The organism is Candidatus Omnitrophota bacterium, from assembly GCA_018894435.1.
Classification (GTDB): Bacteria; Omnitrophota; Gorgyraeia; order JAHIPI01; family JAHIPI01; genus JAHIPI01.
On the sequence record JAHIPI010000017.1, the window covers coordinates 1 to 12,769 of the forward strand.

General features: G+C 42.7%; 15 protein-coding genes. 13 read left to right on the plus strand and 2 right to left on the minus strand.

Going from position 1 to position 12,769, the window contains the following annotated elements:
* From KKI13_01180 to priA, 9 genes are all read left to right on the plus strand, one after another.
* On the plus strand, positions 1–164 hold a 164-nt coding region (locus KKI13_01180), incomplete at its 5' end, for a hypothetical protein (protein ID MBU4487668.1).
* Complete coding sequence (locus tag KKI13_01185) at positions 161–934, plus strand: glycosyltransferase family 2 protein (GenBank protein MBU4487669.1); 774 nt, start codon at positions 161–163, stop codon at positions 932–934. The genes KKI13_01180 and KKI13_01185, both read left to right, overlap by 4 nt.
* Complete coding sequence (locus KKI13_01190; GenBank protein ID MBU4487670.1) at positions 931–1,617, plus strand: glycosyltransferase family 2 protein; 687 nt, start codon at positions 931–933, stop codon at positions 1,615–1,617. The genes KKI13_01185 and KKI13_01190 overlap by 4 nt, the downstream gene beginning before the upstream one ends.
* A gap of 59 nt (positions 1,618–1,676) precedes the next feature.
* Positions 1,677–2,075: a hypothetical protein gene (locus KKI13_01195; protein ID MBU4487671.1), complete on the plus strand. Its 399-nt coding sequence runs from the start codon at positions 1,677–1,679 to the stop codon at positions 2,073–2,075.
* Between the two features lie 4 nt (positions 2,076–2,079).
* Positions 2,080–3,483, plus strand: a complete 1,404-nt coding sequence (locus tag KKI13_01200; protein ID MBU4487672.1) for a glycosyltransferase family 39 protein — start codon at positions 2,080–2,082, stop codon at positions 3,481–3,483.
* Positions 3,440–3,994 (plus strand): HAD family hydrolase, encoded by a 555-nt coding sequence (locus KKI13_01205; GenBank protein ID MBU4487673.1) that lies wholly within the window; start codon positions 3,440–3,442, stop codon positions 3,992–3,994. The genes KKI13_01200 and KKI13_01205 overlap by 44 nt, the downstream gene beginning before the upstream one ends.
* Before the next feature lies 1 nt (position 3,995).
* On the plus strand, positions 3,996–5,138 hold the full coding sequence (locus KKI13_01210; protein MBU4487674.1) for a glycosyltransferase: 1,143 nt from the start codon (positions 3,996–3,998) through the stop codon (positions 5,136–5,138).
* 1 nt (position 5,139) lies between these two features.
* Positions 5,140–5,811: a uracil-DNA glycosylase gene (locus tag KKI13_01215; GenBank protein MBU4487675.1), complete on the plus strand. Its 672-nt coding sequence runs from the start codon at positions 5,140–5,142 to the stop codon at positions 5,809–5,811.
* Positions 5,808–7,802 carry a primosomal protein N' gene (gene priA / locus KKI13_01220; GenBank protein ID MBU4487676.1) on the plus strand — a complete coding sequence of 665 codons (1,995 nt, stop codon included), beginning with the start codon at positions 5,808–5,810 and terminating at the stop codon, positions 7,800–7,802. The genes KKI13_01215 and priA overlap by 4 nt, the downstream gene beginning before the upstream one ends.
* Before the next feature lie 35 nt (positions 7,803–7,837).
* On the opposite strand, the gene KKI13_01225 is transcribed toward priA, so the two are convergent.
* Positions 7,838–9,064: a glycosyltransferase family 39 protein gene (locus KKI13_01225; GenBank protein MBU4487677.1), complete on the minus strand. Its 1,227-nt coding sequence runs from the start codon at positions 9,062–9,064 to the stop codon at positions 7,838–7,840.
* 128 nt (positions 9,065–9,192) lie between these two features.
* A complete protein-coding gene (locus KKI13_01230; protein ID MBU4487678.1) occupies positions 9,193–9,825 on the minus strand; it encodes a tetratricopeptide repeat protein in 633 nt (210 codons plus the stop codon).
* Between the two features lie 179 nt (positions 9,826–10,004).
* Here KKI13_01230 and KKI13_01235 point away from each other — a divergent pair, with 179 nt between their 5' ends.
* The 4 genes from KKI13_01235 to KKI13_01250 all read left to right on the plus strand — a co-directional run.
* The gene (locus KKI13_01235) at positions 10,005–10,340 is read left to right on the plus strand and encodes a MarR family EPS-associated transcriptional regulator (GenBank protein MBU4487679.1); all 336 of its coding nucleotides are present in this window, start codon (positions 10,005–10,007) and stop codon (positions 10,338–10,340) included.
* Complete coding sequence (gene pseB, locus KKI13_01240; protein MBU4487680.1) at positions 10,340–11,332, plus strand: UDP-N-acetylglucosamine 4,6-dehydratase (inverting); 993 nt, start codon at positions 10,340–10,342, stop codon at positions 11,330–11,332. Before KKI13_01235 ends, pseB begins: the two co-directional genes overlap by 1 nt.
* Positions 11,333–11,342: 10 nt before the next feature.
* Positions 11,343–12,500, plus strand: a complete 1,158-nt coding sequence (pseC, locus tag KKI13_01245; protein ID MBU4487681.1) for a UDP-4-amino-4,6-dideoxy-N-acetyl-beta-L-altrosamine transaminase — start codon at positions 11,343–11,345, stop codon at positions 12,498–12,500.
* Positions 12,497–12,769, plus strand: a 273-nt coding sequence (locus KKI13_01250) for a methyltransferase type 11 (protein ID MBU4487682.1), incomplete at its 3' end; no start/stop codon positions are given. The genes pseC and KKI13_01250, both read left to right, overlap by 4 nt.

Below are 12,769 nucleotides of genomic sequence, written 5' to 3' on the forward strand. Positions count from 1 at the left end.
CGTTCCATGAAAAGACAGGACTGCCCGTCCTCATAAATACATCATTAAACAGGCGCGGTGAGCCCATGATATGCTCGCCTGATGACGCGCTTAATATGTTTTATGGTTCAGGACTGGAATATTTAATAATGGGGAATTATTTAATCAAGAAAGGATCAAAATGAGCAAAAAATTTCCGTTATCCGTAGTAATTATTACCAAGAACGAATCCGACAATATAGAGGACTGTCTCAAAAGCGTTGCCTGGGCTGATGACGTGGTGGTTCTTGATGATTTCAGCATAGATACGACGGTAAAAATCGCCAGAATGCACACCGAGCGCGTCTATGAAAGGAAGATGGATATTGAAGGCCGTCACCGAAACCATGCTTATTCGCTCGCCAAAAACGAATGGGTTTTTAGCCTGGATGCGGACGAACGTATGACTGATGAGCTAAGAGAAGAACTGAAACATCTTTTGCGCAAAGAGGTAAAAGATGTGACATTTACTGTTCCTGTCAAGGCATTTATAGGCGATAAATGGGTAAAGCACGGAGGCTGGTACCCCGGCCGCAAAGTAAGATTATTTAGGAAAGATAAGTTTAAATACGAAGAGGCAAAGGTCCACCCCCGCGTATTTTATCAGGGCAGTTGCGGCCACCTTAATAATCCTATTCTCCATTATTCTTACAAAAACTACCACGAATTCTTCCAAAGCCTGAATAATCAGACTACGCTCGAGGCGGAGAAATGGTTCGGCGAGAAGAGAAAGATAGGGACTTGGAAGGCTATTCGTAAAATGGTAGACCGGTTTCTTAAAGCCTATGTTTTAAAGAAGGGCTTTCTCGACGGTTTCACGGGGTTTATATTTGCCATGGGCGGCGGGCTTTATCAGATATACAGTTATGCGAAGTACCGGGAAATGTTAGATAATGACAAGCGAGGTAAAGAATGATACTGAGTGTAATAATACCTGTTTATAACGAAAAAGCGACGATAGAAGAGATTGTGCGGCGCGTAAAAGCGGCTGAACCGCAGGATAAAGAAATAATCATTGTGGACGACTGCTCAACCGACGGAACACGCGATATATTAAAGCACGTGGAGAGCGATAGGATAAAGGTAATATTGCATGAAAAAAATACCGGTAAAGGCGGCGCTATTAGGACTGGCCTAGGGGCGGCAGCCGGCGATATTGTCATGCTGCAGGACGCCGATCTTGAATATGACCCTAAGGAAATAGCCGCGCTTATTAAGCCGATTCAGGAGGGAATAGCTGATGCCGTATATGGCTCAAGGTTTATGGGCGGCAGGCCTCAAAGGGTGCATATGTTTTGGCATCAGGTCGGCAATAGATTTCTTACATCTTTATTTAATATAATGTATAATTGCACTTTGACAGATCTTGAGACGTGCTACAAGGCATTCAAAAGAGACCTGATAAAGGATTTTAAAATAAAATCGAATGGCTTTACAATAGAACCGGAATTGACAGCCAAGATCTTCGGGAAGCACGCGCGGCTTTACGAAGTGCCTATTTCGTATTACGGCAGAAGCTATGCCGAGGGCAAGAAGATAAGGTTTTACCACGGCCTTGAATGCATATGGGCGATCATTAAATTCAGGTTTGTGGATTGATAATGGCAATTAGTAGCGGACACTTAAGTGCCCGCTACTAAAATAAGAGGAATATTAGGATGACACGGCAAAAATATGTATTCAGGATAATATTTATTACATGGGTTTTTATGTGGCTCTTATTCTTTGTCCGTGGCATTATGAAAGTGGAAGGAAGAGATTATAAAAATCTTTTCGGAAAGACGCTTGAAGAAAAAGAGGCGTATGTAACGGGCTGCGAGTTTTTCGATTTTGTGAACTTCTGCAAAAAAGAAATCCTGAAGGATTCTACATACAGCGTTCGGGCGAATTACGACCAGACAATGGATTATTTCAGATTTGCCTATTATATTTATCCCGTAAAACGTGATTTGGGCAATCCGGATTACATAGTTTGTTATAAAACAAAATTCGCAAAAACCGGCTATACCAAAGTAGCCGCCTTGGCCGCTGATAAATATATTTTAAAGAGGAAATAAATTCATGGAAATAATCAGGCTTATAGCAGGATTTCTTGTAACTTTTGCCGTGGGTTGGAATATCGTCTTCTGGCTTTTTAAGCGCGACAGATCGTTCGCTATCCCAGAGAGGATTGCCTTTTCATATATGCTGGGGCTCGGAGTCATTACGCTTGAGATGTTTTTCTATTCTTTGATGGGAGTGCCTTTTTCCATAAAGTGGGTCCTTTTACCGTGGATTTTTATATTGCCTATTAACATGTATTTCTATCACAGAACGGCACCTTCCGGTAAAGAGCCGGCAGGGAGCAAAAAGACGGTATTTGACTATTTTCTTTTAGGGGGCATTATATTCCAGTCGTTATACGCATTCTTTAAGGCGATTATAAGGCCGGAAGATTCATTCGATTCAATAGGGAATTTTGCTTTTAAGGCCAAGATGTTTTTTGTAGAAGGAAGGGTGCCCTACGACCTATTTATGAACAAAGCGATGGATATACAGCATGTCGATTATCCGCTCTTTGTGCCGCTTTCCGAGACATGGATGTCAATGTTCATAGGCAGTTGGAACGACCTGCTTGTAAAAGCGCTCTTTCCCATGTTCCTTGTAGCGCTTTTGATCGTGTTCTACTATGCTCTTAGGCGGGTCATAGGCGCGCGATGGGCGCTTATCTCCACGTTTTTTCTGGCCACGATCCCGCATTTCTTAAATTATGCCACAATCGGCTATGCTGATTTCGCGCTTATAATGTTTTATACCGTAAGTTTTTTGTATCTATTTCTGTGGATCGCATATCGCAGAGAAAATAAATACCTTATAGCAGCCGCTTTATTTTCCGTCCTTTCGCTTTGGGCGAAGAATGAGGGGGCGCTACTCTCGCTTGTCAATATAGCGCTCTTAGTCCTATTTGCCTGGCTTGAGCGCCGGGAAATGGCAAAGAACGAATGGTTCGGCATTGCCTATTTCGTAGGTATTATATGCGCCCTGGAAACGGCATGGTTCATCTTTATACATAGGATGGGGCTTTCAAACGAGTTTATAAATATGGACACACTTAAACTTTCAGTTTTCATTAATAATCTTGACCGCATCCCGCTCGTGCTTTATGACTGCCAGAAACATATATTTGGGCCGAAGAAATGGAATATTTCGCTTTTGGTATTTACGGCGGGGTTTATTCTCTATTTTAAGAGATCCTTCAGCGGATATTTTAAATACATCACCCTTTCTATTCTTTTGGCATTTTTAGGATACAGCGCATTTTATCTGATCACGCCCCTTGAAATACGCTACCACCTTCAGACAGCCGGCTCAAGGACGTTATTACATTTTCTGCCCATCGTCGTCTTTTGGATAGGGTATTTGGGAAAGGAACTGGAATTAGATGCAGAAAGTAATATTCATAGACCGGGACGGCGTCATAAATAAAGACCCGGGCGGTTGGACAAAATACAGCTATGTAACAAAATGGGAAGATTTTTTATTTATAGACGGCTCTATCAGGGCCCTTAAGCTGCTGAAGGACGCCGGCTATAAGGTCTTTCTCATATCCAACCAGGGCGGCATAAGTAAGGGGTATTTTACGCAAAAAGACCTCGACGTGGTCAACAAGAAGATGCTTCTTGAGATAGAAAAAGGCGGCGGTAAGATAGACAGCCTCTTTTACTGCCCGCACCACGACAAAGATAATTGCGAGTGCAGGAAACCGAAGACGGGCCTTATAGAAAAAGCCGCCAAAGATATGCATATCGATTTCAAGAACACTTGTATAATAGGGGACGCTATTGGGGATATAGAAGCCGGAAAGCGTATGGGTATGAAAACGATATTTGTTGCCTCGGGAAAGACCTCTTTATCGGAACTGGACGGCTGGAGCGTTAAACCGGATTATATAAAACAAAACCTACTCGAAGCGGTGGAGTGGATACTAAGGAGCTGACATGGCGAAAAAAATACTTATAGCGTATGCCAATGCCGGGGCAGGGCACCGAAAAGCGGCATATGCCGTAGAAAGCGCTTTTAAAGAAATAAATAGGAATGATATTGAGACAAAGGTAATTGATGCCCTGGATTACTCCACGCCGTTTTTCAAAACAGGCTACCCGACTTTTTATCTATTTGCAGTAAATAAAATACCTTATATATGGGGTATATTTTATTATCTTCTCGATACGCGTTTATTCTACAGATGCATAGCTTCGTACGGAAGAAGGCTGCATAACTCCTTAGGATTCGCCGGGCTTGAAAAATTCCTGGGCGAATACAACCCCGATATCGTTATAAATACACATTTTCTAGGCAGCGAAGTGATGGTCCACATGAAGAAAAAAGGCATGCTTAAAAATACTAAGCTTGTGTCGGTAGTCACCGATTACATGATGCATGCTTTCTGGGTGGATAAGATGATAGACTATTTTTCGGTAGCGCAGGAAGAAAGTAAGAAGGATCTTATGAATAGGGGCATACCCGCCGAAAAGATAAGAGTGTTCGGTATACCTATAGACAGGAAATTTGCCGCCCATACAGATAGAAAAGAATTATGCGCTAAATTGGGTATTGATGGCACGAAAAAGACTGTTTTGATAGGTTCGGGCGGTTTTGGGGTAGGGCCGGTGAAAGAACTGGTGAAGGAACTTATGGGCACCGAAGCCGTGGAGCAGTTATTAGTGGTCTGCGGCAAAAATCCGGAATTATGCAAATATATCAGCAATATGACAAAATCCGCGGCAAAAGTGATAAAAGTATACGAATTTGTAGATAATATGGATGAATTAATGAGTGTTTCTGATATAATAGTCACGAAATCCGGCGGGATGACTTCTTCGGAGGCCATGGCAAAAGACCTTCCGATGATAATTACTTCTGCCATCCCCGGCCAGGAGGCAAGAAATTCCAAGTATCTCGTTAAATGCGGGGCGGCCATACAGGCGCCTACCATAAAGAAGGCAAGAGAAGCGATAGTAGAGATTTTCAGCTACAAAGATAAGCTTGAAGAACTGAAGAATAGGATAAGAGCCATAAAAAAGCCAAATTCTTCCTACGATATCGCGCAATTCGCGATAAATTTACTGGATAATAAATAATATGAATTCTGATATAAACTGGGAATTGAATGAAATAGTAGAATCGCTGAAGGCTTACAGTGAATTGGAACGATTATCGGGTATTGAATTTTCGGTCCGTTCTGCTAGCGGCACTTCAAAAGAAAAAGAACTTGTGTTACTGGAAAAAGAAATAGCAGGGATGAGCTGCTGTCAATTGTGCCATATACGCACAAAGCTTGTTTTTGGGTCCGGCAGTCCCGACGCAAAACTTATGTTTGTAGGGGAGGCGCCCGGAAGAGATGAAGACCTGCAGGGACTTCCTTTTGTGGGGAGGGCAGGCCAGCTTTTGACCAAAATAATAGAATCGATCGGCCTTAAACGAAGCGAGGTCTATATCTGTAATATACTTAAATGCCGTCCACCCGACAACCGGGCGCCTTTTCCCACTGAGATACTAGCATGCGAGCCTTACCTTAAGAGACAGATAGAGATTATAAAACCCCGAATAATATGCGCGCTCGGAAAATTCGCCTCCCAGACGCTTTTAAAGTCTCAGACGACGATTACGCAATTGCGCGGGAAATTTTACGATTACGAGGGCATAAAACTTATACCGACTTTTCATCCGGCATATCTTTTGCGCAACCCCGGCGACAAGCGGCTTGTCTGGGAAGACATGAAGAAGATAAAAAAAGCTCTGGATGTAAAATGAAATACGCAGAAGTAGCGCTAGACCTTCCAATAGATAGAACTTTTCACTATACTGTACCTTCAGCTATGATGGCCAATATTGAAACAGGCAAGAGGGTATGGGTACCTTTCGGCGAAAGGCGCATGATAGGCTACATCGTCAGCGTAACGGATGCTTCACCGGTATCAAAACTTAAAGATATAGAGAAGATCATAGACGATACTCCCATAATCCTGCCTTGCCTCATGAAACTTGCTCGATGGATATCCGCATATTATTGTACGTCCTTAGGCAGCGCTATTGCCGCCATCGTACCGGCGCCGCTAAAGGGCGGAAAGACAAAGGTCACGTCACGGATAGCCGAAAAAGAGGAAGATTACGCCGCAAGCGCGCCCTTAAAGCCTACAGTCGAACAAGAATTAGCCCTTAAGGATATAAGAAAAGCCGTTATGAAAAATGAATTCAGGGTTTTTCTCTTATACGGTATTACTTCCAGCGGAAAGACGGAAGTGTATCTGCAGGCGATAGAAGATGTCTTAAAAAAAGGCAAGAGCGCCGTAGTGTTAATCCCGGAGATATCGCTTACGCCGCAGACTGTAGAGCGGTTTAAATCGCGCTTCGGAAACCAAGTGGCGGTAATCCATAGTCAGATGCGCGGGGGCAGGCGCTTTGAGGAGTGGCAGGCGATAAAAGACGGCCGAGCGCGTATAGTCGTAGGGCCGCGTTCCGCCATATTCAGCCCTATGAACGACATAGGCCTAATAGTCGTCGATGAGGAACACGAGACATCTTACAAGCAGGAAGATACCCCGCGCTACCACGCGCGAGAAGCCGCCATAGAGCGCGCGAGAATAGCAAATTGCCCGGTTATCCTCGGTAGCGCCACGCCATCCCTGGAATCTTATTACAAGGCCCAAAAAGGGGAATATAAGCTGCTTAAGCTTACCAAGCGTATAGACGATAGACCCCTTCCCATAGCGATGATTATTGATATGAAAAAGGAGATAGAAAGAAGGAAAAAAGTAGCGATTATTTCATCCTATCTCAGGAATAAAATAGAAGAGGCCTTAAAGGGTAAAAAACAGATAATGCTTTTTTTGAATAGGAGGGGCTTCGCCACCTATATAAACTGTAAAAATTGCGGCTCTACTATTAAATGCAAAAAATGCGCTTCAGTAATGGTTTATCATTATGCAAAAAAGGAGCTTAACTGCCACTATTGCGGATGGAGGCTTCCGGTGCCGAAGATCTGCCCGGAATGTAAAAGTGCCTATCTTAGTTTTTCCGGCAAGGGTACCGAGAAGGTAGAATCCGAGATCCACAGGTTATTTCCGACCACCAATATAGACAGGATGGATACTGATGTGACTAAAAAGAAGGGTTCACACGATAGAATCCTTAAAAAAGTAAAAGAGGGCAGCACCAGTATACTGGTCGGGACGCAGATGATAGCAAAGGGCCACGATTTTCCCCAGGTTACGCTTGTGGGTGTTATCTCTGCTGATGTTTCGTTAAATATTCCGGACTTTCGCAGTAGCGAGCGTACATTTGACCTACTTACTCAAGTAGGCGGACGGGCAGGCAGGGGTAAAGACGCTGGCGAGGTTGTGATCCAGACATATACGCCGACGCATTACGCAATATTGGAAGCAGCAAAGCACGATTATGAGGCGTTTTACAAAAGAGAAATCGTGTTTCGGGAAGAACTCAATCTGCCGCCTTTTTCGAACATCATAAAGGTAACATTGAGAGCCGGCAAGGAATCTGCGGCAAGAGAATCAGCAGAAGAATTGACAAAATACTTGAGGAGCGGGCTTAAGGGCGAAGAGGCGGCCGTAGTAGGGCCCGCCCCGGGCATTATACCTAAATTGAATAACCGCTATATCTGGAATGTAATAGTTAAGGCAAAGGCACCGTTCGAAACTTCTCTTAAATTGAAGTCGTTACTCGCAAAAGCAGGGGGCAGGAAGAGGGGTTTTATAAGCGTGGACGTTGATCCTATATCTATGTAGAAGATAGGTTGTAAAAATTGTGTTAGGCGCATCGATTATTTTATCGGCGTGATGGGGGAATTTTTTCGGGAGATTAATCTAAAACTCTCGAATATCCCTCTCGCGCTTAGCACGAGATAAAATGGTGCTATCGGCACCCTCTTCCGGGAATAGGCCAAAACCCCTGACAACGCTGTAAAATAGCAAATGATGACTATGAGAAGCAGGGCGAATATCCGCTTATCTTTTGGCCACACAATGACCAATCCGATTACAACAAAGAGATACTCCAATGTTTGTTTTGCTAATAGGACCAAGGTGGGCAGTTCATTATACAAATTCGCGATTATTTTATGTGCAGTAAGCGGGATCCCTTCTGTTATCGGAAACGGCTTCGCTTTGATTGCAAACAGGTCTAATATGCCGGTTCTCGCCGTTCCGAAATACATCATCACTATGCGCTTAGAGAAATATTTCGCATATTGGAATGGATTTTTCACGATATATGAAATAGCTATTTTTTCGTAAATTTTAGATTCTTCAAACGGGTTTGTAACACCTTCCAGCGAATTGCCTACCAGTTCCTCCAGGGCTTTGCCGCGGCTTATATTTTCTGCGTTTACCTTCGCAAGCATGGTTCCGGCTCTACCGATGACATGGCCGGGGGTAGTAGATAACGAGTAATAACCGTAGGTCCGTAAATTACGAAGTTGCCATGGAGATATTACAGCACAGAAGACCAGAAGGAGCACTGCGATATTGCGTAATTTTTGAGAGATCGTAGTGCCGTTGAGCATCAAAATAATAAGAAAAACCGCGGGAAAATATTGGGCTATAGGCCGGACGAGTGTTGCAAGAGCTGCAAAAAGTCCAGCCAGCGCAAACACCGACAGCTTATTTTTCTTCAGCCCCTTTATAAAGAAGAGAATGCTCAAAGTAAAAAGGAAGGTAAACAGAATTTCGGTAAGAAGTCTGATGCTGTAATAGGCAGATAGAAAGTTTATAGAATAAAGAAAAGCGGATATAAGTGCGATTTTCTTAGATTGAAATACATCTTTTGCTATAAAATAAACTATTATCGCAATGCCGGTGTCCATTAAGATTTGTAGAAGGAGTATAAGCCATGGTTTTATTCCAAAAAGAGAATAGACAACCGCGAGAAATACCGGATAACCAGGGACTGTAAGAGCGCCAAAATTTGAAAATGAATTGTTGGTAAGCAAGCCCATGGCATACTTTGTATAGCGAGCCGAATCGCCGACCACGATTTTATTTTGTACCACTCCTTTGTTCCATGGTTCGAGAGCGACAAAAAAAGAAAGCCTTATCAAAAGAGATAATAAGCAGATAAATACTAATACTAGGGCGGTGTTTTTAAAATAGTTGCGGATATCTGCCATTTTTCTAATCCTTATTCAGTTATTTCCCTTATATTGAAACTGTCTTTACTTTTGTCGAAACTTTTATGTATGGTGGTGAGCGCGTCGAGATTTTTCAGGCCGCGTTCGGCGGCATGGTCATGAGGTTTTATCTCAAGAACTTTTTTGAAACACTGCCTGGCCCGTTCGTAATTTCCTAAATTTGAATGCATCTCTCCCAATAGTTCGTATACGACGGCGCTTTTTTTTGCGACTTCCGCGGCGCTTTCCAATGTTATAACAGCGGCCTCTTCCATTCCTTCAAATTTGAGGAGTATTCCCAGCTTAGTCAGGGCCGCTGCATTTTTAGGGTCGTTTTTAAGCATATCTTCGTAGATGGCCATAGCATCGTGAAAGTTTCCTTTCATTTCATTCAGCATTGCCAGAAACATAGGGATTAAAGAGAAGATTCTTCTTATGAAGATGGCCAGGGTATTGGGCGGGTTTTCTTCGATCTGCCTTATTTCCGCGATTCGCAAGAGCTGCCGCGCTTTGGTGAAATCAGGTTTTATATTAATGGCACGCATCAATAGATCGATAGCATACTTATAGTTTCTTCTGTCTATAGCTATCTGTGCCTTTTCGTAGTGGTCTTTTACTTCTCGGGGGACAGTTTCTTCGGGCATATCTACTCCTTTAAATCACGATATGATTATATAACTCGTAAAAGAGACCGTCAAGTCTTTAATAATAAAAGGGGTAGGTTCTCCGCCTTATTGAATTTGTACAAAAATTGAACAAAGATCGTTTTTAACTTGACATTATTGGCATAGTAACATAAAATATGTTCAAGGAATGAACAAATATGAATAACCACTCTACTATCAAGGAAGAACAAACGCTTAATCTCATACGCGAGGTTGAGGGGAATCCCGCTCTTAACCAGCGGGTTCTTTCTCAGAAGCTTAATGTTTCTCTTGGGAAAGCGAATTATCTCCTAAGGGAACTCGCCAAAAAAGGCACGATCAAGATAGCCAGCTTCTCTAAAAATCCCAAAAAAGCCAAGAAGATGCGCTACATACTTACCCGAAAAGGCCTTCGGCAGAAAGTTAAACTTACTTACCAGTTTCTTCAGGTAAAAGAGGCGGAATATAAGAGATTAAAGAACGAGTATGATAAATACGTTAACGGGAGGTCGTAATGCTAAATAATAAAGTTATTCTTATAACCGGCGGCACGGGGTCATTTGGTCAGGCATTTACGGAGATAATATTTGAAAAGTATAAGCCAAAAAAAGTTATAGTATTCAGTCGCGATGAGTTCAAGCAGCATGAAATGGCAAAAAAATTCCCTACTAAGAAGTATAACATAAGATTCTTTATAGGTGATATACGCGATAAGGATAGACTGGAAAGGGCGTTTGACGGTATTGATTACGTTGTTCACGCCGCCGCGTTAAAACAGGTCCCTGCATTGGAATATAATCCCATGGAAGCCGTCAAAACAAATGTTTTAGGGGCGAATAATATAGTCGAGGCGGCGATTGATAAAGGCGTTAAGATGGTCATAGCGCTTTCGACGGACAAAGCGGTCAATCCTGTAAACCTATACGGCGCCACGAAGCTCGTTTCAGAAAAGATATTCATAGATGCAAACGCATACGGCGGAGGCAGGACAAAGTTTTCGGTAGTCCGTTACGGAAACGTCGTAGGCTCCCGCGGCAGCGTAGTAGAGCATTTTATGGACCTAAAGCATAGAAATATATCAGAGTTCCCTATTACGGATAAAAAGATGACACGCTTCTGGATGACGACGGATCAGAGCGTTCAGCTTGTCATAAAAGCAATCAAGGAAACGGTGGGAGGGGAGATCTTTGTACCCAAAATTTCGTCAATGAATATTATGGATTTAGTGCGCGCGATCAATCCAAAGTGCACGTTTAGGGCTATAGGCATAAGAGCGGGCGAGAAGATGCATGAGATCCTTGTTTCGGAAGATGAATCAAGCAGAACTAAGATTTTTGATGGAATATATGTAATTTTGCCCCAGTTTTTTGAAAAGAGAGAAGCGCACAGGAAGTATAAAAGATATAGATCCCTTCCCGCAAATTTTGCGTATAAAAGCGATGATAATAAAGATTGGCTTACGATTAAAGAATTGCAGAACATATTGAAAGCGTGTACCAATATTTAGGTGATGAAAAATGAAGAATATATCTTACGGCCGCCAATTTATAGATAAACGCGATATAAAAGCGGTCAACAAAGTCCTCAAGTCCGATTGGCTTACACAGGGGCCGAAAGTAAAAGAATTTGAAAATGCTATTTGTGAATATACGGGCGCAAAATACGCCGTAGCGGTATCGAACGCAACAGCGGCATTGCACATTGCCTGCCTGGTCGGCGGCATAGGCCAGGGCGACGAAGTTATAACTTCCCCCATAACATTCGTTGCCTCAGCCAATTGCGTTTTATATTGCGGCGGCAAACCGGTGTTCGCCGATATCCAGAATGACACAATAAATATAGATCCTGCCGAAGTTAAAAATCGGATTAATAAAAGAACAAAGGCAATCATACCGGTGCATTTCGCCGGCCACCCTGCCAATCTCGATGAAATTTGCCAGATAGCGAAAAAACATAAGCTTCTGGTTATAGAAGATGCTGCCCATGCGCTTGGGGCAGAGTATAAAGGGTTAAAGATCGGCTCATGCAAATATTCCGATATGGCGATTTTCAGTTTTCATCCCGTAAAATCTATTACGACGGGAGAAGGCGGGGCCGTTCTTACCAATAGAAAGGATCTATATGAGAAACTGCTGATATTTCGTAATCACGGGATTACAAAAGACGCCTCGTGCTTCACGAACTACTGTTCGCGAACAATGGGTTCCTGGTATTACGAACAGCAATATCTGGGATTTAATTACCGGATAACCGATTTCCAATGTGCTCTAGGGCTAAGTCAGCTCAAAAAATTAGATAAATTCGTGGAAAAGAGAAGAAGGATCGTAAATATGTACCAGCGGGGATTGTCGGGAATGGGTGGCATAACTTTGCCGCAAGAAAAGGCGCACGTGAAATCGGCGTGGCATATCTATTGTATCAGGCTGAAAAATTATACCGAACGGAAAAGAATATTTGAAAAATTACAGAAATCCGGGATATGGCCGCAGGTGCACTATATCCCCGTTCATTTGCAGCCATATTACAGGGAGAAATTCGGATACCGCGAGGGAGACTATCCGAATGCGGAAAATTATTATAAACGCGCGATGAGCATCCCTTTGTATCCTTCTATGACAAAAAGAGATGTAAAGTATGTTATTGATAACTTAGCGGGGCTAAAGGAACTAAGATGAATAAGACGATAGATATCACAAAACAGATGAAGACATGGGGCGGCTTTTTCGGAAAGAGTTATACTTATAGGAACATGTCTACATTAGAGGAGCTAGATAAGAGTTATAAAAAAAATTACAATGTTACAAGGACGGAATTAAATAAAATTTTTCTCGGAGAGATAAAAAAAGATATTAAGATACTCGAAGTAGGCTCAAACATAGGAAACCAGTTGGCCTTACTTCAAAAAATGGGATTTAAAAATCTCTATGGCATCGAGATTAATAGC